The sequence below is a fragment of the Hymenobacter duratus genome, from assembly GCF_014698995.1.
GTDB classification, from domain to species: domain Bacteria; phylum Bacteroidota; class Bacteroidia; order Cytophagales; family Hymenobacteraceae; genus Hymenobacter; species Hymenobacter duratus.
Genome location: NZ_JACWZZ010000003.1, coordinates 18,945 through 42,626, shown reverse-complemented (window position 1 = coordinate 42,626; position 23,682 = coordinate 18,945). Strand labels below are relative to the sequence as shown.

Annotated in this window: 18 protein-coding genes and 1 tRNA gene; 8 read left to right on the top strand and 11 right to left on the bottom strand. The window is 59.6% G+C overall.

Features of this window, described 5'->3' with window-relative positions; genetic code table 11:
• Positions 1 to 186 precede the first annotated feature (186 nt).
• Positions 187 to 2,151 (top strand): OmpA family protein, encoded by a 1,965-nt coding sequence (locus IC231_RS13700; protein ID WP_190785082.1) that lies wholly within the window; start codon positions 187 to 189, stop codon positions 2,149 to 2,151.
• Positions 2,152 to 2,183: 32 nt separating this feature from the next.
• On the opposite strand, the gene IC231_RS13695 is transcribed toward IC231_RS13700, so the two are convergent.
• Genes IC231_RS13695 through IC231_RS13675 form a run of 5 tightly spaced genes read right to left on the bottom strand, consistent with a single transcriptional unit; the run spans position 2,184 to position 6,275 of the window.
• Positions 2,184 to 3,227, bottom strand: a complete 1,044-nt coding sequence (locus tag IC231_RS13695; protein ID WP_190785081.1) for a S41 family peptidase — start codon at positions 3,225 to 3,227, stop codon at positions 2,184 to 2,186.
• Positions 3,228 to 3,274: 47 nt separating this feature from the next.
• On the bottom strand, positions 3,275 to 3,940 hold the full coding sequence (locus tag IC231_RS13690; protein WP_190785080.1) for a HEAT repeat domain-containing protein: 666 nt from the start codon (positions 3,938 to 3,940) through the stop codon (positions 3,275 to 3,277).
• Positions 3,941 to 3,974: 34 nt separating this feature from the next.
• Positions 3,975 to 4,148 carry a hypothetical protein gene (locus tag IC231_RS13685; protein ID WP_190785079.1) on the bottom strand — a complete coding sequence of 58 codons (174 nt, stop codon included), beginning with the start codon at positions 4,146 to 4,148 and terminating at the stop codon, positions 3,975 to 3,977.
• 38 nt (positions 4,149 to 4,186) lie between these two features.
• Positions 4,187 to 4,537, bottom strand: a complete 351-nt coding sequence (locus IC231_RS13680; RefSeq protein ID WP_190785078.1) for a hypothetical protein — start codon at positions 4,535 to 4,537, stop codon at positions 4,187 to 4,189.
• 28 nt (positions 4,538 to 4,565) lie between these two features.
• Positions 4,566 to 6,275, bottom strand: coding sequence for a M28 family metallopeptidase (locus IC231_RS13675; RefSeq protein ID WP_190785077.1), 1,710 nt, complete (start codon positions 6,273 to 6,275; stop codon positions 4,566 to 4,568).
• A gap of 121 nt (positions 6,276 to 6,396) precedes the next feature.
• Between IC231_RS13675 and IC231_RS13670 the strand changes: the two genes are divergently transcribed.
• Positions 6,397 to 7,164: a nucleotidyltransferase domain-containing protein gene (locus IC231_RS13670; RefSeq protein WP_190785076.1), complete on the top strand. Its 768-nt coding sequence runs from the start codon at positions 6,397 to 6,399 to the stop codon at positions 7,162 to 7,164.
• A gap of 90 nt (positions 7,165 to 7,254) precedes the next feature.
• Here IC231_RS13670 and IC231_RS13665 read toward each other — a convergent pair whose 3' ends face one another.
• Positions 7,255 to 7,734 (bottom strand): GNAT family N-acetyltransferase, encoded by a 480-nt coding sequence (locus IC231_RS13665; RefSeq protein ID WP_190785075.1) that lies wholly within the window; start codon positions 7,732 to 7,734, stop codon positions 7,255 to 7,257.
• Positions 7,735 to 7,765: 31 nt separating this feature from the next.
• Here IC231_RS13665 and IC231_RS13660 point away from each other — a divergent pair, with 31 nt between their 5' ends.
• Positions 7,766 to 8,860, top strand: coding sequence for a DNA polymerase beta superfamily protein (locus tag IC231_RS13660; protein WP_190785074.1), 1,095 nt, complete (start codon positions 7,766 to 7,768; stop codon positions 8,858 to 8,860).
• Positions 8,861 to 9,092: 232 nt separating this feature from the next.
• Here IC231_RS13660 and IC231_RS13655 read toward each other — a convergent pair whose 3' ends face one another.
• Positions 9,093 to 9,323, bottom strand: coding sequence for a hypothetical protein (locus tag IC231_RS13655; protein WP_190785073.1), 231 nt, complete (start codon positions 9,321 to 9,323; stop codon positions 9,093 to 9,095).
• Between the two features lie 352 nt (positions 9,324 to 9,675).
• Between IC231_RS13655 and IC231_RS13650 the strand changes: the two genes are divergently transcribed.
• Together IC231_RS13650 and IC231_RS13645 are read left to right on the top strand one after the other, a co-directional pair.
• Entirely contained in the window at positions 9,676 to 15,852 is a 6,177-nt protein-coding gene (locus tag IC231_RS13650; protein WP_190785072.1) for a carboxypeptidase-like regulatory domain-containing protein, read from the top strand.
• Between the two features lie 107 nt (positions 15,853 to 15,959).
• Entirely contained in the window at positions 15,960 to 16,922 is a 963-nt protein-coding gene (locus IC231_RS13645) for an ADP-ribosylglycohydrolase family protein (RefSeq protein WP_190785071.1), read from the top strand.
• 73 nt (positions 16,923 to 16,995) lie between these two features.
• On the opposite strand, the gene IC231_RS13640 is transcribed toward IC231_RS13645, so the two are convergent.
• The 4 genes from IC231_RS13640 to IC231_RS13625 all read right to left on the bottom strand — a co-directional run bounded on the left by IC231_RS13640 (position 16,996) and on the right by IC231_RS13625 (position 20,093).
• Entirely contained in the window at positions 16,996 to 17,241 is a 246-nt protein-coding gene (locus IC231_RS13640; RefSeq protein WP_190785070.1) for a hypothetical protein, read from the bottom strand.
• A 312-nt stretch (positions 17,242 to 17,553) separates the two neighbouring features.
• A tRNA-Asp gene (locus tag IC231_RS13635) sits at positions 17,554 to 17,627 on the bottom strand.
• Between the two features lie 227 nt (positions 17,628 to 17,854).
• On the bottom strand, positions 17,855 to 19,579 hold the full coding sequence (locus IC231_RS13630) for a tetratricopeptide repeat protein (RefSeq protein WP_190785069.1): 1,725 nt from the start codon (positions 19,577 to 19,579) through the stop codon (positions 17,855 to 17,857).
• 7 nt (positions 19,580 to 19,586) lie between these two features.
• Positions 19,587 to 20,093, bottom strand: a complete 507-nt coding sequence (locus tag IC231_RS13625) for a hypothetical protein (RefSeq protein WP_190785068.1) — start codon at positions 20,091 to 20,093, stop codon at positions 19,587 to 19,589.
• Between the two features lie 252 nt (positions 20,094 to 20,345).
• On the opposite strand from IC231_RS13625, the gene IC231_RS13620 reads away from it, so the two are divergent.
• The 3 genes from IC231_RS13620 (at position 20,346) to IC231_RS13610 (ending at position 23,595) form a co-directional block, all read left to right on the top strand.
• Complete coding sequence (locus IC231_RS13620) at positions 20,346 to 21,644, top strand: site-specific integrase (protein ID WP_190785067.1); 1,299 nt, start codon at positions 20,346 to 20,348, stop codon at positions 21,642 to 21,644.
• A 565-nt stretch (positions 21,645 to 22,209) separates the two neighbouring features.
• Positions 22,210 to 22,368 (top strand): hypothetical protein, encoded by a 159-nt coding sequence (locus tag IC231_RS13615; RefSeq protein WP_190785066.1) that lies wholly within the window; start codon positions 22,210 to 22,212, stop codon positions 22,366 to 22,368.
• 51 nt (positions 22,369 to 22,419) lie between these two features.
• A complete protein-coding gene (locus IC231_RS13610; RefSeq protein WP_190785065.1) occupies positions 22,420 to 23,595 on the top strand; it encodes a hypothetical protein in 1,176 nt (391 codons plus the stop codon).
• Positions 23,596 to 23,682 lie beyond the last annotated feature (87 nt).

Genomic DNA, 23,682 nt, shown 5'->3' with positions numbered 1-23,682 from the left:
AGAAGCCGGAGGCTTGTTTTCGTTCAAAAAACATTTTTGCCAGCCGGGGCATTTAGTGGCCCGCCGGAAATAGCCGCCACCGCTGGACGGCGTGGGAAGCGTGGTTACGTACGGCCTGCCAGCGGTGAGAGCAGGTTTAGTACTTTCGAACTTTCGAGGAATACTTCTGGTCTGCTTCCGTTGCTTATGAAGGTTTTGCTGACGCTGGTTCTGGCAATATGCTGGCAGACGCTATGCGCGCAGCCGACGGCCGGGCTGAGCACGTACACCGATGCCAAAGGGCGGTTCCGGCTCGGCTACCCCGGCGCGTGGCAGCTGCAGCAAACGGGGGAGCAGCTCACGTTTTCTCCTGGGGGCTCTCCAACTGCTCCAGGGCAGGCGACCCTGACCATACGGGCCCGGCCCGATAGCCTCAGCACGCAAAATCCACTGACGGCCGGCCAGCTGGATACCGTATGGCGGCGTGTTCGGCAGCTTGCCCGGGCGCAGGTATTTCAACTGGTGCAGCAGGATGCCGGCAACTACCAGGAGCTGCGCTACGACTACGCCTATGCTGCCTCCACCGCGCCGGCTGCTACCGGCCGCATCCGCGTGCTGGGGCGCCGGCTCTGGCGCGGCGGCTACGAGTACCAGCTGGAGTACCGTGCCGCAGCCGGCCCGGATGGGCAGTGGCAGCCGGCCCGGCAGCTTCTGGACTCGTTTGTCTTCCTCGGCGCTTCGGGCACCGGCAGCAACAGCTCCGGGCCACTCTGCGACGATACGATGTACGGCATTGCGGCCCTGCGCTATACCAACGACCAGTGGGAGGACGACTGCCGCACCATTCATGAATTCTCCGTTGCTGATCCGGCCCGCCCGCCCAGGATTCACCGCCAGGTCCTGCCGTTTCAGTCGTATGCCCTGACCAAAGGCTTCGACAACTACCTGTATTCAGTAACGAAGGCCCCCACCAATACCCCCGAATACGTGTACCGCTACAACCCTGCCACGCGGCAGGGCAGCTACACGGCCTGGCAGCTGCCGGCCCAGGGCCCCGAAGCCGTCTGGATTGCGGCGGCCACGGATGCGCAGGGCAACTTGTATTTCAGCACTTCGGATGCCAGCAAACTGGTCCGGGTCAGTCCGGGCACCGGGGCCGTGGCGGTGGTCTGGACCTCCGACCCGGCGCGTCGGGCCGCTTATTACGCGTCCATCATGTTTGCCGGGGCGGGGTCCCACGGCAACTTCTGCCTGGATGAAGCCGGCACGCTCTACCAGATCTACAGCACCGACGGCTCCCTGATTAAAGTGGACCTGAAAAGCCGCCAGCCGGCTCCCACCCTGACTCTGCTCACGGGCCTGCCGGAACGTGGCGGCTACAGCGACCTGCTGTTTCAGTACGATGCCGCCGGCCACCGCCGCCTCTATCTGGCCGGCCCCAAAGCCCTGTATTGGGTGGATATGAACAGCCGCGAAACGCATTTTGTGCGTCAGGGCGTCTACACCGATCTGGCGGGCTGTAATCTGTTTCGTGGTCCGGCCAGGGCCAGCGGTGAGCCGGTGGTAGCGGGTACCAGCTGGCGGGGCCGGGTGCTCGATGCCGCTACCCTGCAACCGCTGCCGACGGCGCAGCTGCAACTCGGCACCGCCGACGAAAAGGTGACGGTGCCCCTCACGCCTAACGGAATATTCTCCTCTTCCACGGCTCCGGGCCGCTCCGTTGTGGCGCAGGTCCGCCTTCCCGGCTATTTCCCCACCGACAGTACCTATACCATCGGCTCGGGCCCTTCGGTGCGCGATATTCTGGTGCAGCCCCTCACGGTGGGCTCCATTCTGCGGCTGCCCGGCGTGCAGTTCGAGCAGGGCACTACCCGGCTGCTGCTCACCTCGTATCCGGCCCTGGATGAGCTGCTGGCCCTATTGAAGCAAAACCCCGGCCTCACCATTCAGCTGCGCGGCCACACCGATAATGTCGGCGACCCGCAGAAAAACCTGGTACTGAGCGAGCAGCGCGTGTCGGCCGTGAAAATCTACCTCGTGGGTCTTGGCATTGCCCCGCGCCGCATTTCCGGTATCGGGCTGGGCGGCACTGAGCCCCGCGCCAGCAATGCCCGCGAAGCCACCCGAAAACTCAACCGCCGCGTGGAGTTCCAGGTGACCGGCACGAAGTAGCGGCGCTGCAGCCGATGACCTCGGAAGCCGCCTTAGCTTCTGGTTTTCTGCTTCTTCAGCCACTTCAGCGCCGCGGCTACTTTGGCATCCTGGCTTAGGTCCGTGAAGTTGTCGCCGCCGGAAATGGGAACGTCGGGGGTGAGGCTGGTTTTGTAGATGACGCGGTTGCGGTCGGTTTCCTGCAGGCCGGCGATGGTGAGGTAGCTGCTGCCGCTGATGCGGTAGCTTTCGTTGGCGGTGGTGGCCCCGTAGGTGGGCTCCCCAAACGAGCGGGTGGTGGGCCGGCCCCGCAGGCTGATGGCCACGATTTCGCCCGAGCTGGCCGTCATCCCGCTAAGCAGCACGGCCACGGGCTTATCGGTGCGGCGCACGGGGCAGCGGTTTGGCAGCGTCGTGACCTGCATCGAATCCATGTAGAAGTTGCCCTGGCGGAGGTACCACTGCTGGTCGGGCTTACCGTCTTTATCCACGAAGCCGCCCAGGTGGCCGTCGCCGATGAGGGGGGCGAGGCCGGCCAGCATGGGGGCCATGGCCCCGCCGTCGTTCAGGCGCAGGTCGATAATCCATGCCCGGGCCTGGTCGGGGTTGATGCGGCACAGGGAATCCTGCACCACCAGGGCCGCCGCCTGCATGGCTTCGAGGCTGCCCCCGGCGTTGATGCCAGGCAACTGCACGTAGCCGATGCGGCCGGGCAGCATCCGAATAACCAGGCCGGGCTTCCGGGCCAGGGCCGCTTTTACGGCGGCGTTGGCGTAGGTGGGGCGGGCGGTGTTGTGCCACTTGTAGGTTTTGCCCTTGTAGGTGAGCCAGCCGTGGTCGTCTTTGAGCTGCTCGAATACATAGGGAAACACCGGCAGCAACTCCCGCACCGATTGCGCGCCCTGGGCTTTCTGCTGCACCGTCTGGCGCAGTTGGGGCCAGTTCACGGCGTTGCGCTCCAAGGAGTGCGTTTCCAGCAGCGTCAGGCTCTTATCGAGGAAGGCTTGTACGGAATCGGGGAGTGGGGCCGGGGTAGTTTGGGCGCGGGCCCCGGAAGTAGCCGCCGCGCATAAGGTCACGAGCAATATGTGTTTCATGCCGGGAAGATGCGGATTCGGCCGGTAGGGTTGGCTGGGGCCGTGAATTAGCAGCTTGGCTTGTGGCGATTGTGCAATAATCCGAGGTATCTCTCAATCCATGCTGCATCAAAGATGTGCGCTTTCAGCAGTGCCTGCGCCGTTACTTCCAGCTCGGTGTAGACTGGCTCAAAGTTATATGCATCACTAGCCATTTTTTCGAATGGCCGAAGTGGACTCATATCCATCAGTGCATTCAGTGCAGCATATTGGATATGAGGGTTCTTATCCTGCAACAGCCCTCGCAATGTGGTAACTACCAGCATCGGATACTGACGGATGTGGGCGTTTCTGCCTAATGCCCAAGTACAAGCTTCCCGGCTATGCTCATCCGTAGAAGAAGCAATGCACCTAATTAGTTCGTTTATTGAGTTTTCACCCGTTAAGCTCAAGGCCCAGATAGCTCGGTCAACTACCGGCCCATCGCCTGTGGTTAGCAACTGAATCAGTTGCGGCGTGAGCAGCTCAGCGTCTCTCCGCACTTGTGCAGCATACTTCCTTATTTGCATATCGAGGCTGAAGAACACTACCCCATGCTCCGTGCTGGAAAGGTTTTCAACCGTTATATCGTACAAATCAGGCATTTCTTCCAGCGAAGAAAGTGTCCGCAAAGCGGCTAGCTGTTCTTCTGTATCAGGTGAACGTAGATGTTCCAGCGCCTCTTTAACTGTCATTATATCGGCTTTCGCAACAAGGAAAATGTCAGACTCACGCCGCCTCTTTTGGGCGGGTTGATGCCTTTTTGGGCAGACCTACTTTCTTGAACATTTCGTTCGCCTGAGCCATTTTATCCGGGAAAAGCACCTTGCCATTGTATTCATTTAGTGCCGAACCAGGTTGCACGAGAGTGGCGTTGCTGGTATTTAAGTTATCGTGTTTCATACTGACTATTAGCAACTGGAAGTGTCAGGTAACGAAAATTACTGTTGCGGATCGAATAGACCTACATTATGCTTGATGGCAAAAGAGCTTGCAGTGTGGTAGGCCGCTTTTGCTTCAGAGAAGGAGAAGGCGGCATATATCACCTTTGTGCCAACGCCATAATCCGTTGTTTTGGGGTCGTCTATATCCTCTGTTGCATAGGGGCCATTTAGCGGGGGAAATACGGATATCATGTCCATAAACCAGTTGCGCAATGCTACTGTGATATGCGCTGGGTTCTCATAATCGTGGTCTTCGGTCCACTCTGTTTGCTTCTCATACCATTGCATGAAGTCAGCCTTATTTTTTGGGGCCGCTTCTTTATCAAAAGCCATTAAGTCGAAGCTCATATCAGTGTTTTATTGAATAAGGTGCTTTCTACCGCCCGCCCATACTCTTATCCCGCGCGCCCTTGAACTCCGAGCCTTCGCGCCATTTGGGGAACGTGGTTTCACTGGCCAGGCGCTGGCCCACGCGGAAGTAGAGCTGGGCATCCTGGGCAATGCCGGTCAGGTCCCAGCTGGGGTCGAACTGGTCGGCGGGCTTGTGGTACATGGTGGCGGTGTAGTTCTGGCGCTGTTGGGCAATGGTGGCCTTGCCGCCGGTGCGGCTCTCGAAGCCGCCGCTGGCGTAGAGCGAGGGCACGCCCACGTGGGCAAAGCTGAAGTGGTCGGAGCGGTAGAACATGCCGGTTTCAGGCGTCTGGTCGGGCAGCAGGTAGCGGCCCTGCTCTTTGGCAGCGGCGCGGGCGTAGTCTTCCAGCTCCGACTGCCCGTAGCCGATAACCGTGAGGTCCTTCATCGGGCCGTAGGGCCAGAGCATGTCCATGTTCAGGTCGGCCACGGTTTTGTTAAGCGGGAAGGGCGGGTGCTGGGCGTAGTAGGCCGAGCCGAGCAAACCCTGCTCTTCGCCGGTCACGGCCAGAAACACGAGGCTGCGCTGGGGCTTCTGCTTGGCTTTTTGGAAGGCTTCGGCAATGCTGAGCAAGGCGGCCAGGCCGGTGCCGTCATCCACGGCCCCGTTGTAGATGGAGTCGCCGGCAATGGCTTTGCCCACCCCAAAATGGTCCCAATGGGCCGAGTAAATGATATATTCATCGGGGCGGGTGGTGCCGGGCAGCACGGCCAGCACGTTGCGCGAGGTCTGGCGGCGCAGCTTGTTCCGGATGCCGGCCGTGAGCGTGAGCCCGCCCAGCGGCCGGGGGCGGAAGCCGCGGGTGTTGGCGGCGGTGTAGAGCTGGTCGTAGCTGAGGCCAGCGGTTTGGAACAGCTTCTTGGCCGCGTCCAGGGTCAGCCAGCCTTCCAGGGCGCACTTGTCGGCGCCTTTGTTGGCGGTCTGGGCGCGCAGCTTGGGGCTGGTGGCCCCGCTCAGCACCACGCTCCACGGGTAAGCGGCTGGCTGGGTGTCGTGGACGATGAGCAGGCCGGCGGCGCCGTGGCGGGCGGCTTCCTCGTATTTGTAGGTCCAGCGGCCGTAGTAGGTCATGGCCCGGCCCTTGAACAAAGTGGAATCCGTGCCCGCGTTGCCGGGGTCATTGACGAGCACCACCACCGTTTTGCCCCTCACATCGAGGTCGGCGTAATCGTCCCAGCCGTACTCGGGGGCCACCACACCGTAGCCGGCAAATACCAGCTCGGAGTTCGTGACGCTGACCTGCGGCTGCTCGCGCTGGGTGAAAGCCACGAAATCAGTCTTGTACGCCAAGTTCAGCGGCTGGCCTTTGCCCTTGATTTGCAGGGTAGCGGAAGGCGTGCCCGTAATTTCCACCAGCGGCACCGGCTGGAAATAGGTGCCATTCGGGCCGGGCTGCAACCCGAGGCGCTTGAACTCATCGGCCAGATATTGGGTGCTGCGCTGCTCACCCACAGTAAACGGCTTGCGCCCCAGCATCTCATCTGAGGAAACTGCCTGCAAATACTTGCTGATACCAGCCGCGCTGATGGCTGCAGCTGTATCCGGCGCGGCAGCCGGGGCGGTGGTGGCGGCCGTTTCAGTGGCGGCTGGCTTTGATTGGCAGCCGGCCAGGGCCAAACCGAGCAGGAGGGAGACCGGAAGCAGGCGGGCCGGGAAATGCGTGAAACAGGGCATAGCGTGTGGGGCAGAGAGTTGGCGGAAAACCGGCTTGTTCGGGCCGAACGGCGGTTGTTTCCCAATAGTAGCGGATATTCGTTTACGAATTTTGAAGTTGCCGCCTCCTTTTTACGTTTCCATGCACGCCCGCATCCAAACTGCCCTCACCCAGCTTGAAGCCACGCACAACATCCGCATCCTGTACGCCTGCGAGTCGGGCAGCCGGGCCTGGGGCTTCCCCTCGCCGGATTCCGACTACGACGTGCGCTTCCTCTACGCTCACCCGTCCGCCTGGTACCTGACCTTGGACGAGGGCCCTGACACGCTCAACTTCCCCGTGGATGAGGAGCTGGACCTAGCCGGCTGGGAACTGCGGAAGGCCCTGAAGCTACTGCGCGGTTCCAACGCGGCGCTGTTTGAGTGGCTGCAGTCGCCGGTAGTGTATCGGGAGGCGGCCGGGTTTCGGGCGGCACTGGAGCCGCTGCTGCCAGCTTGCTGGAACCCGCGTGCCGGCCTGCACCACTACCTGGGCCAACTGCGGCGCGGGGTAGAAGAGGACCTGGCCGGCGAGCAGGTGCGCCTTAAGCGGCTGTTCTACGCCCTGCGCTCGGCTTTGGCCGCCCACTGGATTCAGCGCCATCCTGACCAAATTCCGCCGATGGAATTTGCCCTGTTGCGCGAGCTGCTGCCGTCAACTTTAGATGGCGTAGTCGAGGAACTGCTGGCCCACAAAGCCACTGCCGACGAGAAAACCACCGTGCCGCGCCCACCCGCGCTGGTGGCGTTTCTGCAGCAGGAATACGCCGTAGGCCAGGCCGCCCGCGCCACGCTGCCCATACCGCGCCATCCTGAGCCGACGCCAGCGCTGAATACCGTGTTCCGGGCGTGGCTGCAGCCGCAACCGTAGCCCGAAACCGTTGCTTAGGGTGCTGCCGAACGGCAACTATGCGGTGGTTTAGGATACTTGAAGCAACGGTTTCAGGCTACGGGCAACTGCTTAGGGCAGTTGATAGATAAATTCTTCTATTTCGGCTTGGCGCGCACTGGCAAAGCCTTTGTCGGTTCCCACTTTACGAAAGCCGCAGTTGGTTAATACCTTCTGTGAGCCAAAGTTGTCGAATGCCACCCGACCAAATAGGGGGCGAGCTGGCTCTAACTGTAGGAAGCTACGCAGCGCGGCGATAGCCACGCCCCGGCCCCAGTAGCGCCTGTCCAGCCAGTACGTAATTTCGGCGTCGCCTTCGATTTCGAACTTGGCGATGCTGCCGGCCAGCTCGCCGTCCACCACAATGCTCTGCATGTGAATGGTGGGGTCGAGCAGGAAGCGGCGGTATTTGGCGAGGTAGGCCGCTTGGTCGGTATGGTCTTTCGGCATAAAAGCCGCCAGATACGCGGCCTCCTCATCGAGCTGAAAACGAAAAAGATGCGCTAAATCGATTTCCGTAGTGGGGCGAAGCTGTATGGAGTTGTGCGGCATCCTGAACTTGTAGTTATACTTCAGTAACAATATGCTTACCATTTTCGACCTGCGCCAGCGCGGCCTGATTCTGTTTGAGGCCCTGAGTGGCAGCCGCGCCTACGGCACCGATTTGCCCCACTCCGATACTGACCTGAAAGGTGTCTTCATCCTGCCCGAAACCGAGTTCTACGGCCTTGACTACGTGCCCCAGGTAGCCAACGAAACCAACGACGAGGTATACTACGAGCTGCGCCGCTTTGTGGAACTATTGCTCAAGAGCAACCCCACGGCCCTGGAGCTGCTGGCCTCTCCCGAGGACTGCGTGCGGTACCAACACCCGCTGTTTGGGGCGTTTCGGGTGGAGGATTTCCTCTCGCAGCTGTGCCGCCAGAGCTTCGCCGAGTACGCCGTGGCCCAAATCCGGAAGGCGCGCGGGCTCAACAAGAAAATCAACCACCCCGAGCCGCCCGCCCGCAAGTCGGTGCTGGATTTCTGCTACGTGACGGTGGGCGCGGGCGCGCAGCCGGTAGCCACCTGGCTGGAACGGCGCGGCTATACAGCCAGCCAGTGCGGCCTGGCTAACGTGAATCATTTGCACGACCTGTACGCCCTGTTCGTGGACGAAACGCCCGACCGCCACCACAGCTACCGGGGCCTGCTGCGCGACGCGGAAACCTCCCAGGATGTGTTACTCTCGGCGGTGCCGAAAGGAGAGGTGCCTGTCGCGTATCTAAGCTTCAACCGCAACGGCTACAGCACCTATTGCCGCGTGTTCCGGGAGTACCAGGAGTGGGAGCAGAAGCGCAACCCCGAGCGGTACCAGAACACGGTGCAGCACGGCAAAAACTACGACGCCAAAAACATGCTCCACGTGTTCCGGCTGCTGGGCATGGCCCTGGAAATTGCCACCACCGGCCGTCTGCACGTGCGCCGGCCCGACCGGGAGTTTCTGCTGCAAATCCGCCGAGGCGAGTTCGAGTATGAGGAACTTGTAACGCGCGCCGAAGCCCTGGTAGCGCAGGTAGAATTTGCCTTTGCCGCCTCCACCTTGCCCGAAACTCCCGACCGGGGCACCGCCGAGCAGTTGCTGGTGCAAGTGCGGCGGGCCTGGTACGCGGCGCAGGGGTATAGCCTGCTCGGATGAAACGGCCATACTGAGCGCACAGGGCTGCAATCGAGATAGTTGTGATGATTTGCTGTAGCGGAACATCTTACCCCCCCCAACTTCGTTCTCCGAGGAGAGGTAAACATGCTTGGGTTAGCTCAGCATGACTATTCTGGTGTGTGTTGAACGACTAGCCGCCAACGCCCTAGCAAAAAGCCCGTCGGCAGAAAGCTGCACGACGGGCTGGCGGTACTTGAAACCTGATGGATGGCTAGAGGCGGCCGGACCGCTTGGAACTGTACTTGGCTTTGCTGCGGCTGGTCTTGCCGAAGTGGAACAAACCCTTCTTTTTGCGGCCTTTGTACATTTTGTAGTTGGGGCGGTGCGTGTACGAGCGGCCGCTCATTTTGGCACGGGCGTAGGCACTTGGGCGGGCGGCCTCGGCCGTTTCCCCACCGCTTATCATGAGCAGCGCGAAGAGCAGAATCAGGATTCTGTGCATGATGAAAACGGGTTGGTGTGCGCTTATAACTGCGGTGAAACAGAAAAAATTGCACAGTTGGGTGTCATCCCCGCATTTTGCGGGCCATTTGCCTGCTGTTTTGTTCTGACTGCCAGGAAAAATGGATGTACTAGCCAGAAGGAGCCGGCTTTACACACTGCGCCTGATTCGGTATTGGTAGTGGCTGGCTAATGATTTTTGAATCAGATGATTATAGTTGTCAACTGGCTTCTGCTTTCTGCCCGCTACAGGAAGTAAAGGCCGGCTCAAAATTCAAAAAACGATGAAAAACGGGGCTGGCCATATGGAATAGGAGCCGCCCAGGCATCACAAGCAGACACTCCCCCTGCTTATGCCGCTATTCCTACGCTTCCTCGTTGCCTGCTGTCCGCTGCTGGTGCTGCCGCTGCACCTGCCGGCCCAGCAGAAACTGCCTGCCGCCCGCCAGCGCAGCTACCTCACCAAGGTGTTTCGCCTCACCGACGCCCAAACCCGGCAGCTCTACGAAACCAACCTCAGCCGGACCCGGCCGGAGTTCTTCACCCAGCCCGTCGACTCGTTCCCGACCGACAGCCTGGCGGCGGGCCTGCGCCGCCCGCTGCCGCCCGGCTACTACCTGGTAGCCCACGCCGAAGGGCCGCAGCTGGTATACTGGCTGCGCGCCGTCACGTACCGGCAGCTGGTGGTGCTCGACAATCAGGTGGACCTCACGCTGCTCGTGCGCGACTCGCTGGGCCGCCTGCTGCCCGATGCCCGCGTGAGTTTGCCGAAGGGTGGTCTGGTGCCGTTTGATGCGGCCACGCGCACCTACCGCCTGCCCGGCAAAGCCGGCCGGCCGGGGCTGCTGGCCGTGGAGCAGGGCGGGCGCACCACGTATCACGCGCTGCAGCAGACGTTTCCGTATGCCCACTCGGGGCGGCCACCCCAAACCTGGCGGCGCGTGCTGAGCCGGGTGGTGTACGGTTTTCCGCTGGGCTACCTCACGCGGCCGGTACGCCAGCTGGTGGGGCAGCTGCGGCACGTTTCCTACGCAACCACCGGGCTGGTTGGGCTGCTTCGCTCCCCTTTTGATGCGTATGTGCGCGAGGACCGGCAGAACCGGCGCGAGCAGAAGCGGGCGCAGCGCACCCGGCAGTGGACCGGCTACCTCGTACTGAGCCAGCCCCGCTACCGCCCCGGCGACACCCTGCGCCTGAAGGCCCGCGTGCTGCGCCGCCGTGATGGCCGACCGTACCGGAAACCATTGGACCTGTGGCTGTCGAATACGGAGCGCCGCAAGCCCGTGGCCCGGCTGCAGCCCGTGCGGCCCGGCACCTACGAGTACGTGCTGCCCTTGTCGGACACGCTGGGGTTGCGCCTCGACCGGCTGATTGAAGTGCACCTCGACGACCCGAAAAACGAAGACGCCGACGCCCTGGTGCGGGCCAGCTTCCGCTTCGAGGACTACGAGCTGAACAACACCCGCTACACGCTGCGCGCTGCCGAAACGCCCCACCGGCGCGGCACTACGCAGGCGCTGTTTCTGCGCGGCCAGGATGCCAACGAGCTGAACCTGCTGGATGCGCGGGTGCGGCTGAGCGTGACGCCCGGCACCGTGGGCCGCTTCCCCGGCCGGCAGGTGTTTGTGCCCGACACGCTCTGGACCCGCGCCCAGCCGCTGGATGCCACCGGCGAAACCCGCCTCAACCTGCCCGAAACCGCCCTGCCCGCCGCCAACTTCTCCTACGACGTGCTGGCCGTTTTCCTCAACGGCGACAACGAGCGGCGCACCCAGGCCACGTCGGTTTCCTACGCCCTCGACCCCGGCGAGCTGAAGCTGGCGCTGCGCCACGACTCGTTGGTGGCCCGCTATGAAGTGCGCGGCGTCGGGCAACCCCACGCCGCCACGCTGGAAACGGAAACCATCAACTACCTCGGCCGCACCGTGCGGCGCACCGAAGCCGTGCAGCTGCCGCTGGCCCGCCCGCTCGACGTCCGCGCCACCTCGTACCGCCTGTCCGACGCCACGGGCCACGCCGAAACGCTGTACCTGAACCCCGCCAACGCCGGCCTGCAGCTGCGCTCCGACCGTAGCCACGACTCCATTGTGCTGGCCGCCGAAAACCCGCACCGCCTCTCGTTCTGGTACTATGTCTACCGCGGCAACGAGCTGGTGCGGCGGGGCTACAGCCCCGACCTGGCGCTGGCGCTGCCCGCACCGGGTCCCGAGCCGTGGTACGTGTCGATGCACTATTTCTGGGCCGGGCGGCTGCAAACGGCCGAGTACAACGTGCCGCTGCCCCAGCACCGTCTGCTGGTGCAGGCCGAGCAGCCCGCGGTGGTGTATCCGGGGCAGCGCGTGCAGCTGCGCTACACCGTTACGGACGGCGGCGGGCGGCCCGTGCCTCGCGCCGACCTCACGGCCTACGCCCACACCAGCAAGTTCGAGCAGAGTGAAGCCCCCGAACTGCCGGATTTCGAGCCGCCGGTGGCCGGCCGGCTGTCGTTGCGGCGGTTTGGTCTGGGCGCGGGCTTTGAAAATCAGACCGCCCAAACCGGCCGGCAGCCGCTGGCATGGGGCACGTGGCGCCAGCGGCTGGGCCTGGATTCGCTGCGGTTCTATCAGTTTCTGTATCCCGACTACGGCGCGTTCTACGAGTACCAAACCGCACCCGGTGGCATCACGCAGGTGTCGCCGTTTGTGGTGGACTCGGGGCGGGTGCAGCCGACGGTGGCGGTGTATGTGGACGGGGTGCCGGTGTTTGTGGCGGCCGTGAACGGCGAGGAACCCTTCGCGCTGGTGGCCGACAGCGGCCGGCACACGGTGGCCATCCGCACGCCTGACCGCCTCGTAACGCTGCACGACGTGTACCTGCGCCACCTGCACAAGCTCACGCTCAGCATCGACCCCAACCAATCCTGCCCCGACCTGACCGTGGAAAAGCGCGGCTCCCTGACCTCGCAGGAGCAGGAGGAACTGCAGCGCTTTTTGATTCTGGTGGACAAAAACCAGCTGGACGAGCGGGTGCTGCTGCGCCAAGGCAACCGCCTGCAGCCGCTGGGCGCGGGCCGCCCGGTGCCGGTGCGCGGCCCGGCCGGCCCGCGCTACCGCCCCACGCCCTACAACCGCTACGACAACACCACCTTTCACCTCGGCGGCCCGTTTCGTCCCGATTCGGTGCTGCTGCGGCGCACCGACGGGCTGCGCCGCAAGTTTCTGTTCGAACCCAACTACCGCTACACCTTCGAGCCAAGCCTGCTGAAGCTCCGCTGCGCCCAGGGCCACGAGTTTGGCAGCCTGACGACGGCCGCCACCTTCGGCGTGCTGCCCTTCACTGATTTTGCCTACACCGAGGCCGACCTGAAGCCGCAACCCGCCACCAGCTACTACCGCGCCCCCAGCCCCGAGCCGGTGCTGAACAACCCCTACAACACGCCTGCGGGGCAGGGCCGCCTGGTTGTGCGCCTGCCCGAGCCGACAGTTACCCCCCGCGAAAACCTGCCACCGGTGCTCTACACGCTCATCACGCAGCCCGGAAACCCGAAGTTTGTCCGGCTGGAGCGGGGGCTGCCCTACGCCATTCATGCGTTGCCCGCAGGCCGCTACCGGGCCGCCCTGCTGCTCGCCGACAGCACCTTAGTGGCCCCCGGCGCCGATCTACGTGTGCAGCCCAACGGCGCGACGTATGTGCAGCTGGACCAAGCGGATGTGCTGCCGAAAGGCCCGGCCGCGCAGGCGCTGCGGCGGCGGTTTGCGCGGCTGGTGCGCGAGCGGCTGCCCAAGCCGGTGCCGCCTTCTGCTCAGGAAATCCGCGAAGCCCGCCGCGAAATCAGGGTGAAGACGCCGCTGGTGCCGCAGCCGGGCTGGCGCGTGCAGAAGGGCCGCGTGGAGGACAAGCAAACCGGCGAGGGCCTGCCCGGCGTGACGGTGCTGCTGCAAGGCACTACCATCGGCGTGGCCACCAATACCGACGGCAGCTTTGAGCTGGCCGTGCCGCCCACCGGCGGTGTGCTGACCTATTCCTTCATCGGTTACGTGACCGTAGAGCGGACCCTCGACAATCGGGACATCCTGGTGGGAATGGAAACCGATACCAGGCAGCTCAATGAGGTGGTGGTGACGGGCTACGGCGCGCCGCAAACACGCCGCGAAATCACCGGTTCTGTTTCGACAATCACAAGTTACTCCCTGAGTGGCAAAGCTGCCGGCGTGGCCATCACCGGTCAGGCTGCTGGCTCACCAAATATTATGATTCGGGGCTCGGCTACGATGAATGGCAGTAATGCGCCGCTGCTGATTGTGGACGGGCTGCCCTTCAGCGGCAAGCAAACCGACCTCAACCCCGACGATATTGCCAGCATAAGCGTGCTGAAAGGCGCGGAGGCCGCCGCTACGTTTGGCTCGCGGGCCGCCAACGGCGTTATCATCATCCGCACCAAATCCGGGGTGGGCGGCCAGACGGCCCTGGGCCTCAAACCTGACCAGGCCACCGGCCCCGACGGCCTGCCCAGCGCCAGCCGCGACCCGCGCCTGGCCTTGCGTCGCCGCTTCTCCGATTCGGGCTGGTGGCGCCCCACGCTCATCACCGACCAGCAGGGCCGCGCCAGCACCACCGTCACGGTGCCCGACGACATCACCGGCTGGGACACCTTCGTGCTGGCTTCCGACGACCACGCCCGCACCGGCACCTTCACCGCCCTCATGCGCTCCTTCAAGGCCGTGCTGGGCGAGCTGGCCGCGCCGCGCTTCCTCATCCAGGGCGACCGGGCGCAGCTGATTGGCAAGGCTCTCAACTACCTGCCCGACACGGCCCAGGTCACGACTAGCTTCCGGGTGGGCGAGGGGCCGGGCCGTACCCAGCGCCACCAACTCGTCACTGCCGTCCTCGACACGCTCACCATTACGGCGCCGGCGGATGTGGATTCGGTGCAGGTGAGCTTCAGCCTCGCGCAACCTAATGGCTACCAGGATGGGGAGCTGCGCAGCATTCCGGTGCTGCCGGCCGGCACGCGGGAGCGGGTGGGCACCTTCGCCGTCGTCACCGCCTCCGATACCACTTTCACGCTGCCCGTGCGCCCCGAGCTGGGCGAAGTGACCGTGCGCCTGGAAAGTGACCCGCTGCCCACGCTGCTCGACGAAATCCGGCACGTGCAGCGCTACGCCTACCTCTGCAACGAGCAGGCCGCGTCCAAGCTGAAAACCCTGCTGCTGGAGCAGCGCATTCGCACCATGCTGCAGCAGGAGTTCAAGGGTGAGAAAGACGTGCACCGCCTCGTCCGGCACCTGCTGCGCGGCCGCCACCAGCCCGAGGGACTGTGGGGCACCTGGCCCACGTCGCCGGTGAGTCCGTGGGTTTCGCTGCACGTGGTGGAGGCGCTGCTGGAAGCCGAAAAGCAGGGCTACACCGTGAAGTTCGACCGGGAGGCGCTGCGCAGCTACCTGCTCAAGCAGCTTGACTACGCCTTTGCCGATGCCGCCGTTCGGGTTGCCCTCACCGCCACACCCGCCGGCCGCCGCCTCGACGAGCTGTACTTCCGCTCCGACGACGACCGAATCCGGCTGCTGCAGGTGCTGCACCGTCTCGGCGCCCAGCCCGATTTTCGCAGCTACGTGGCCCGCTTCGAGCGGGAGCAGAAAGGCCGCCAGCCCCTTGACCGGTACCTGGCCCTCGCCAACCTGCGTCAGCAGTTGGGCCTGCCGTTTCAGCTGGATAGCTTGCGCCGCTACCGCCTGCGCACCGAGCTGGGCGGCGCCTTCTACGCCGATACGCTGCGCCCGGGCTCCTTCTACCGCTACCTGCTGCCCGACCGGACGGCCAACACGCTGCTGGCCTACCGCCTGCTGCGCGCCAAAGGCGGCCAGGAAGCCGAGCTGACGCGCATTCGCACGTTTCTGCTGCAGCAGCGCTCCAACGGCAGCCACTGGGGCAGCACCTACGAAGCCGCTCAAATCCTGGAAACCATTGTGCCCGACCTGCTGGTGTCGGGCGGCAACGGCCTGGTAGCCCGCGCTCAGCTGAGCGGGGCTCTTACCCAAGAAGTTACGAAGTTCCCGTTCACGGCCACGGTTGCCGCATCGGCCGGGGCTCTCACCCTGCACAAAGAGGGCGGCCTGCCGGTGTATGCCACGGCCTACCAGTCGTTTTGGAACGCCGCGCCGGAAGCCAAAGCCGCACCGTTTGGGGTGCGCACCACGCTGGCCGGGCAGGAGGGAAGCCGCGTGAAGCTGCGCGCCGGCCAGCCCACCGAACTGCTCGTGACCGTGGACGTGAAAGCCGAGGCCCGCTACGTGCTACTGGAAGTGCCCATTCCGGCCGGCTGCTCCTACGGCGAAAAGGCCCCCGGCAACTACTTCGAGGTGCACCGCGAATATCTGCGCCAGCAGGTCGGCATCTTCATGGATGTGCTGCCGGTAGGCCGCCACACGTTCCGGGTGACCTTGCAGCCGCGCTACCGGGGCCGCTACACCGTCAATCCGGCCAAGGCCGAGCTAATGTACTTCCCCACCAAATTCGGCCGTTCCGCCAGCAAGCAGGCCGTGGTGGAGTAACAACTGTCTGCGAAATGGTGGTAGATGCTGGGTAGTGAAGAATTGCCTGCTGCCCTCAGTTTTAAGCCAAACGGCTACCTTTCGGCCTCCTCATCCTGTTCTATCTTATGGCTACTAGTTCTCCTTCTTCCCCCGAAGCTCAGCTTCGCGCCGCCTTGCTGGGCCTTGCCGTCGGCGACGCGCTGGGCGTGCCGGTGGAGTTCCAAAGCCGCGCCGCCCGCCACACCGACCCCGTCGTTGGGATGCGGGCCTATGGCACCCACCACCAGCCCGCCGGCACCTGGTCCGATGATGCTTCCCTCACGTTCTGTCTGGCCGAAACCATTGCCGACGGCTTTTCGGTGCGCAAACTGGCCGAGACGTGCTGCCGCTGGTACTACGACAACCTCTGGACGCCCCACGGCACCGTGTTCGACATTGGCATCACCACCCGCGAAGCCTTGCACAAATTCAAAAGCAACCCTGGTGGCTCGCCTCTGGCTGGCGGCACCGACGAGTACAGCAACGGCAACGGGGCCCTGATGCGCATTCTGCCGCTGGCCTTCTACCAAACCGAGTTGCCGCTGGAAAGCCGCTTTCAGCTCATCTGGGACGTGTCGGCCGTTACACACGGCCATATTCGCTCGGCCATTGCCTGCTGGCTGTATCTGGAAATAGCGCGCCATCTGCGGTCTGGCCTCGCACCTGGTGAAGCATATACGGCATTGTGCCGTGACGCCCCAGGGCAGTTGTCGCGCCTGCAGGTTCCCGCCACAGAAACAGACCAGTTCGGGCGCATTCTCAGCGGCCAACTACCTCAACTAGCAGTAACGGCTATCAGCAGCGGTGGCTATGTGGTGCATACCCTGGAAGCGGCTCTGTGGTGCCTGCTTCGCTATTCTAGCTACCCCGAAACGGTGCTGGCGGCCGTCAACCTCGGTGATGATACCGATACGACCGGTGCTGTAGCGGGCGGACTAGCCGGGCTACGGTACGGAGAGGCTGCTATTCCGGCAGAGTGGCTGGCGGCGCTGGCCCGCCGCGCCGATATCGAAGACCTTCGCCAGCGCATGGCGGTTGCCAGCCACTAGCTACACAACACGCGTAAATGCACAGAGGCCCGGCGGATGACGCGGGGCCTCTGTGTGAAGGGGAGGTGGAGGGTTACTTGCCGAAAGAGAAGAGGCGGAAAATGCCTTTTTTCTTCTTGTCAGCTTTGTAGTAGGTGTAATTCGGGCGGTGCAGAATCGGCTTCGACTTGAAAATGGGCGCTGCTTCCGGAGTAGCGGCGATATCCAGTTGGCCGGTCGGGGCCGAAGGGGTAAGCAGGGTAGCAGAAGTACCCGCAGCAGCTTGCGACAGGCCAACGACGACAATAAGGGCGGGTAGTAACAGTACTGATTTTCTCATAGGTGGTTGGTTGTTGAGGGTGAACCGATGTCCTAAGATATCCAGCCTGAGTTTCCTTTGCAATTTTTTAATCCTAAAATAACAAAAAAATGTACAATGAATAGAAGTAATGGTATGTTAAAATAACTACTAAATCATGTGTTAAGACAATTTAAACGAGGTTTGGAGTAGATTTCGGGTTTTGAAAAAGTTGCCTCTCGCAACTGGCAGCAACTGCTGCATACCGGAGGCTCCGCTACCAAGTGAGATATGGTGTAGTTGGACCTGGTGGAAAAAGCAAAAGGCCCTTCAGATTTCTCTGAAGGGCCTTTGCGGTCCGGACGGGACTCGAACCCGCGACCTCCGCCGTGACAGGGCGGCATTCTAACCAACTGAACTACCGAACCAGTTCATCTTTCAGGGAAGCCAGCTGCTTTCCGTTAAGGTGCTGCAAAGGTAGGAGGGCTTTCGGGATTTACAACCTCAAAAGCTGCTTCAATGAATAAAAAATGATGTTTTTGTTGTTGCCACCAGGCTTTTCGAATGCACTGGATTGATAATCAAAGGCAACGGTAGTGTGGCATAACAGCAATTTGTTCTCACTTTTGATACTAAAGAGCAGCCTGCAGTAGCTTTATCGGCGGGCCGCTGGAGCTGCTGTGAGGTAGGCGCGTGCTTGTTTCGTCTTCCAATGGCCAGACCCAAACTTATGGTTGTAGATGGCGAATGCACGCTGGAAATATAAATTATCTGGTTGGCCCTGCCTGCGTGCCAGTTCACCTTTTCTAGGGGCTGCGTCGGCCAAGGCGTCATGGTCGGCAGGAAGCAGGATATTCAGCATGGCTGTGGCCTCCTGTATCATTGCGTCGGCCTCCGTATGCCTGTTCTGCTGTATGCGTAGCTGACTGTAGTTCAGTAATACACTTGCTGTGGCAGGGTGTGGCCCGGTAAAAAATTTGCGGTGAAGCTGCAAAGAGCGGCCAAATAAAGAATCAGCCTCTGGCAGGTCGTGCTGTGCCATAGCCACTAGTCCTAGACCATTAAGCGCATATCCTGTGGTGCTGCTGCTAGTACCAAAAGCACGGTTAATCCGTAAGGTGGCCTGATAGTGTGCTCGGGCCTTGGGGTATTGGCCGGAAGCATAGGCGACGTAAGCTGCTGCAGTGAGGATCGGAGTCTGGCTGGGAGAATGCACTTCCTTAACTGGAAGCTGAGCCGCGTAGGAGCGCGCGGCTTCCAACTCGTCCAACGTCACGCTCAGTTCAGCCAGTTCAGCCTGAATACCGGGTAGCACCATTGTGTTACTTGTTGTCTGAGACTGCAAAAACCTAAGCTCCTGCTGGTATAGCGCAGCCGCCTTGGTATAGTGGCCCTGCGCTTTGTGGATAGAAGCCAGCAGCGTAGAACATTTGTAATAGGCCGCGTTGTTGGAACCTGATTTCTTTGTGATTCGAACTTGTGCTGTGTTAGCCAGTTGCATAGCCTTTGCATACTTGGCTTGGCTTAGAAAATTATATGCCAGTACAATTTCAACTCCTACCAAACTAGTCCAATTGTCGCGGGCATTCTTTTGATAATGCCGTAAACAGCGCAGAAGGAACTGTTCGGCCACTGCATAGCGGCTTTGCTTGAAAAAGCAAATACCTGTGTAAAAACTAGCTAAGTAATAAGAGGTTGAATCGGTCGAACTGATGTGCAAGGCCTGAAGCCCCGACAACGCCTGCGGAATACTGTCTTGGCCTATGTGGTTCAAGGCAATCTGGATGGCATTTGAGGTACGGTCAGTATAGGCTTGCTGCGTGGTGTCACGAGCCAGGAATCTATTTGCCTGGCGGTAAAGCTGGTTGGATACCTCATAATGCCCTTGGCTGCGCTGGGAGTAAGCGAGATTAGCTGCAAGTCTTGCCATACCATCATCCGGTTTTTGATGGACACTTCGGTACAGCTTGGCCGCCCGCAAAAAGAATGTATCACCTTTGACGGGCTGCTGCAGGTGGCCGTAGCAAAGCGCCATGTCATTGAGCAACCAAGCCTTGTTTTCTTCGTGGTAAGCAGGAGATTCTTCGGTGCCATCTCTGCGGAAGTCGCCTTGATGAAGAAACTTCAAGGCCTGCTCATAACTGCGCAAAGCCTCTGCGTAGCGTTGCTGAGTGTAGGCCGCATCTGCCTGGCATTTATAGGCTTTATACAGAAATTCGTATGTGCCACTGATTTTCCACCTCTCAGCCTGGGCCGTAGTATCCGCGTCGATACCCAACCATTGACGGCCAGCCCTATTGGCCAGGTGTGCATACCGGATAGCCGCCTGGCAGTCGTGTTCGGCATACGCTTCTTCATACGATGCTATAAAGCCAAACATGCGCAGATTAGCTGTTAAATACTCGTTGCTGCGGTTCAGAAGGAGCAGTGCATGTCGGTAAGGAGTAAACGTAATGGGGGGGGTAAGCGAAAAAGGCACAGAGCCCAAACACGACCAAAGTGCGCAGTAGTAGCGGCTTTAATGCCGCTGCCTCTTGGTTGCGTTTGCCATATACAAGTAGCACAAAGGCAAAAACGCCGCTTGCTGCTGGCAGCAGTAGGTCGTGGGGTTGAGCCCGCAACTCAATAGCAGGGAGTAATCCAAGCACGGAGGCCGCCAGGCAGATGCCGCCCAGAATACGAAACGAGGCTGGTGGAGTTGGAGGTGTACGAAAAAGCCAATAGCCCCCGACCAGATACGATCCTGCCAGCAGCCACAGAAGCATGGTAAATAACCCCGTTGCTCCGCGGGTAGGGGCGGCCAGCCAGACAAGCGCCAGCCCAAGCAGCGCCAATAATACTTTCTCGTAGCGCTTCATATTGGATGGAATAGCAGAGTAAGTAATAAGTAACAAGCCCGAAAAAAGCAAAAGGCCCTTCAGATTTCTCTGAAGGGCCTTTGCGGTCCGGACGGGACTGTAAAGTAATGATTTTACTTAACCTGAAATGTGCTCAGGATGCTCAAAAAGGCTATTTGTTGCCTGCTCAGTGCTTCAAATATACTATAATCTTTCCCATACCGATACCTAAACGTTATCCAGGGGTGTATCGGTTTGCTAACTTTGGCTTGTTGTCTAACCGATACACCCAACCGATACCCCTCGAAAATGAAGGCCAAAACCACCGCTGCAAGCCTCGTACTGCGTAAGCCCGCCGATGGGTATGCAGTGCTGACAGTCGAATACAGAGACGTTAACGGCAGCTTCAAACGTATTTCAACCGGTATCAAGGTAAACGCGAAGAAAAACGCCAACGGGGAGTACATTTTCTGGGACGGTGCCACCATCAAGGCCGCAGGCAGCACAGACCCAACCGGCGACACCCGCCGCGCACAGAAACGCCTCAGGGATACCAACGCTACTATACACCGTTTACACGATACTCTCAACCGATACCCCAGCGTTTCAGAGTTAACCGCTGCTATTGACGCCCAGGCTGCACCAGTAGCCGAGGCCGTAGAAGAGCCTGAGCTAGTCGAAGTCCTAGAAGCCTTTATCCTGGCCGGTCGCCCCGAATGGAAGTCAGAAGGCTCCAAAATCATGTACCGCAACCTGCTAGCTAACCTGAAGCTATGGCAGCAGCAGACACAAAAGAAGCGTTTCATAGGCCTCAGAGACCTAACTCTAACAGATACTCAGAGCTTCCAAGAATGGCTTACCCAACCCCGCGAAACCACTGGGAAGAGAGGCACCCGCACTATACTCAGTCAGGATACCACAATACAGCGGCGGGTGAAGGCCTTGCGCAAGTTTCTATCCTGCTACGCTTCAGAATTGACATTTGATTACAAGAAGATTCAGACCCTGTACACCGTCAAGTCAGAAAGCAATTATGCAGACGTTACCCTAACGCCTGAAGAGGTGGCAGCTTTGGAAACCCTCGACTTGAGCCATAGCCCACGACTTCACACCGTTCGCAATCTATTCCTGTTGCAGTGCTGGACAGCCCTGGCGTACATTGACCTGATGCAGCTCCAAAAGCATCACGTGAAGGCCGGTAGAATTGTTTTTGACAGGCAAAAAACAGAATCAGGCGTCAATTGCCCGGTTTTTCCGGTCGCTGGGCGCATACTGGAAGAATTTAACTGGAAGATACCGCAGTTATCAAACCAGGTTTACAACCGCTACGCGAAGGAGCTAATGCAGCACTTAGACACCATGCACGAAGAAATAACAATAGAAGTCAAGATAGGCGGCAAGAAAACCACCCGTACCGGCCCCCGGTGGGAATTTGTCGGCACACACTCGCCTCGTCGCTCCTTCGCTACAAACATGATGCTACGGCCGCAGGTAACTCAGAAGATGGTAATGGTTTGGGGCGGATGGACTGATTACAGGAGCTTCAATCGTTATCTGAATGCAGCAGCAGGGGAGGCCGAAGCTATTGCCGCCATCTTGGCCTCATAATCTTAACCGAATTCATTACAGGTAGCCTCCGGCCTTTCAGTTGGGGGCTTTTTCATGCCCTGTCGTATCAAAAAAAGATGCCATAATTAAGAAGCTCATGCTCCTGGGTTACAATAACGTCCTTCAAACCTTACCTTAGGTATGAAGAGAAGAATCCCCAACTCACCGGAAATTTCTGTCAGCAGAAGTTACAGCAGGCACCTTTTACGCAGAGCCGTGCTAGTCCAGAAAGTAAGCTTCACTAAACGTTCCGTAACCCCTGTTTATCGTTCCGCACAGTACCAGGATACGTCAAAATCGGGCCTTGTTGAACTCAAATACAGGTTTGCAAACTGTTGTTTGAGCCTCCTGGACGACAATTTAGGTACAGGGCCTAGCTGGCTCCCCAAAAACAGCATGCATTAGCTTAAAGCCAGGGACTACGCATGTGATTTTTCTATTGCGGAATTGAATTTCAAAACGAAAATGAAGAAAACGCATCAGTACGGCGTGATTTTCATTTTCCCATGAACACAAAAAAGTGGACACTTGGGCACACCCCCTCTATTTAGGGCAAACCCCAAGTATGAAATTCAATGACAATCGCCTGCACGTCCGGGTACCCGCAAAGCTGCTGAATCTGGCTCACGAAACCGCCCGCCAGAACAGTGAAACCCTCTCGCGCCTAGTCCGCGCCTACTTGGAAGCCTACACAGCTTCACAGCCCACCAAAATGGCTGAATAACAGAAAAGCCGGGACCTCATCCCAGGCCCCAGCTTCTTTGATTCCAACACCGTGTTTACTACACTTACATACGTGGTATGTATAGATAAACTTGCCTTAAATCTTAAATCCGAGCAAGTTTTCGACTACCAACGCATCATCAAATTCCCCAAATCGGGCAACGTCTACCGGGTAAGTCCTGAAGTCTCCTTACGACTTCAGTCGAGCCTGACTAAAAACTACCGGCATAGCTGGGAAATGTGGATTAACGACATCCACGTTGGCGACTTGTCCACTGACTGCACAAAGCCACAAAAGCTGAAAGCGCAACGCTTCGCCTTCAAAAATGAAATCCTGTATACTTTACCTGGGTGGTCGTACTACCTTGGTATTATACAAAAGTCCACAGGCTTGCGTTACAGTTCGATAGGCATTCTAGAAATAGCTTTAGACATACAGTATCAGGATAGAAGCCAAGATACCACAGCCCTACTGAGGCAGTTGGATGACATCTTTAAATACCTGCCACGAAAGCATAATACCGATATTCGTTATCGACCTGTGCAAGGGAGACTGAGTATTACGGAACGAGAAGGCACCTACTACTTTGGAGGTTCTTACACTTCACCTAATAGCAGTGGCAAACAGATAGTTGCTTATTGCAAGAGCGCAGAAATCCTAAATAACGGTAAAGGATACATTTCTGAATTCCACGCCGATAACGGCTTGGACATTTGCAGGCCTGTGGTACGTATAGAAGACCGCTGCACCAGCAAATTCTTTCGAGGCTTACCAAGCTTCCATGTGTTGCAACTCTTGGACCAGGAGCGGCTAGAAGCATTATTTCTTGATGCCGTTGGGACTAGCTTTCAGTTTCAGGACTTGAGTGAGTCTACACGTGACGCCCATCGTAACCTAAAACATGCCGTGGTAACCCTGTTCGATTTTAGCTTTCTGAATCAGCAGCCGGTAGTACGCCAGCAGCACAGTGTAGCGCATGAAGCGAGCAGCGACAATAGCAACGTGCGAACCGTGAAGCGTCTGACAATCGACCTCATTCGTCACAGAGCGGAGCCAACTGTAATAGGATTACGGCACTTCATCCGAGTAAACCCAGCTCCTCACGGCCAATGCTGGTACCGTAAAATTCAACAGTACGCCCAGAGCTATCCAGATAAGCCAGGACCAAAGCAGATGGCTATGATAGAGTCAATTGTCAGCATATTGAAGCATACTGTGCCTGCGTAGGCCATACCAATAACATATATTGGGTTTCCCCACGCAACATACCCTGGCTTCAGCTACAATAGCGACAGGTAGTACAACGCCGTGACA

Excerpts from the sequence above, each read along its gene's own strand:
- IC231_RS13700 (WP_190785082.1), top strand. The coding sequence starts at position 187 with ATGAAGGTTTTGCTGACGCTGGTTCTGGCAATATGCTGGCAGACGCTA.
- IC231_RS13695 (WP_190785081.1), bottom strand. The coding sequence starts at position 3,227 with ATGAAACACATATTGCTCGTGACCTTATGCGCGGCGGCTACTTCCGGG.
- IC231_RS13690 (WP_190785080.1), bottom strand. The coding sequence starts at position 3,940 with ATGACAGTTAAAGAGGCGCTGGAACATCTACGTTCACCTGATACAGAA.
- IC231_RS13685 (WP_190785079.1), bottom strand. The coding sequence starts at position 4,148 with ATGAAACACGATAACTTAAATACCAGCAACGCCACTCTCGTGCAACCT.
- IC231_RS13680 (WP_190785078.1), bottom strand. The coding sequence starts at position 4,537 with ATGAGCTTCGACTTAATGGCTTTTGATAAAGAAGCGGCCCCAAAAAAT.
- IC231_RS13675 (WP_190785077.1), bottom strand. The coding sequence starts at position 6,275 with ATGCCCTGTTTCACGCATTTCCCGGCCCGCCTGCTTCCGGTCTCCCTC.
- IC231_RS13670 (WP_190785076.1), top strand. The coding sequence starts at position 6,397 with ATGCACGCCCGCATCCAAACTGCCCTCACCCAGCTTGAAGCCACGCAC.
- IC231_RS13665 (WP_190785075.1), bottom strand. The coding sequence starts at position 7,734 with ATGCCGCACAACTCCATACAGCTTCGCCCCACTACGGAAATCGATTTA.
- IC231_RS13660 (WP_190785074.1), top strand. The coding sequence starts at position 7,766 with ATGCTTACCATTTTCGACCTGCGCCAGCGCGGCCTGATTCTGTTTGAG.
- IC231_RS13655 (WP_190785073.1), bottom strand. The coding sequence starts at position 9,323 with ATGCACAGAATCCTGATTCTGCTCTTCGCGCTGCTCATGATAAGCGGT.
- IC231_RS13650 (WP_190785072.1), top strand. The coding sequence starts at position 9,676 with ATGCCGCTATTCCTACGCTTCCTCGTTGCCTGCTGTCCGCTGCTGGTG.
- IC231_RS13645 (WP_190785071.1), top strand. The coding sequence starts at position 15,960 with ATGGCTACTAGTTCTCCTTCTTCCCCCGAAGCTCAGCTTCGCGCCGCC.
- IC231_RS13640 (WP_190785070.1), bottom strand. The coding sequence starts at position 17,241 with ATGAGAAAATCAGTACTGTTACTACCCGCCCTTATTGTCGTCGTTGGC.
- IC231_RS13630 (WP_190785069.1), bottom strand. The coding sequence starts at position 19,579 with ATGTTTGGCTTTATAGCATCGTATGAAGAAGCGTATGCCGAACACGAC.
- IC231_RS13620 (WP_190785067.1), top strand. The coding sequence starts at position 20,346 with ATGAAGGCCAAAACCACCGCTGCAAGCCTCGTACTGCGTAAGCCCGCC.
- IC231_RS13615 (WP_190785066.1), top strand. The coding sequence starts at position 22,210 with ATGAAATTCAATGACAATCGCCTGCACGTCCGGGTACCCGCAAAGCTG.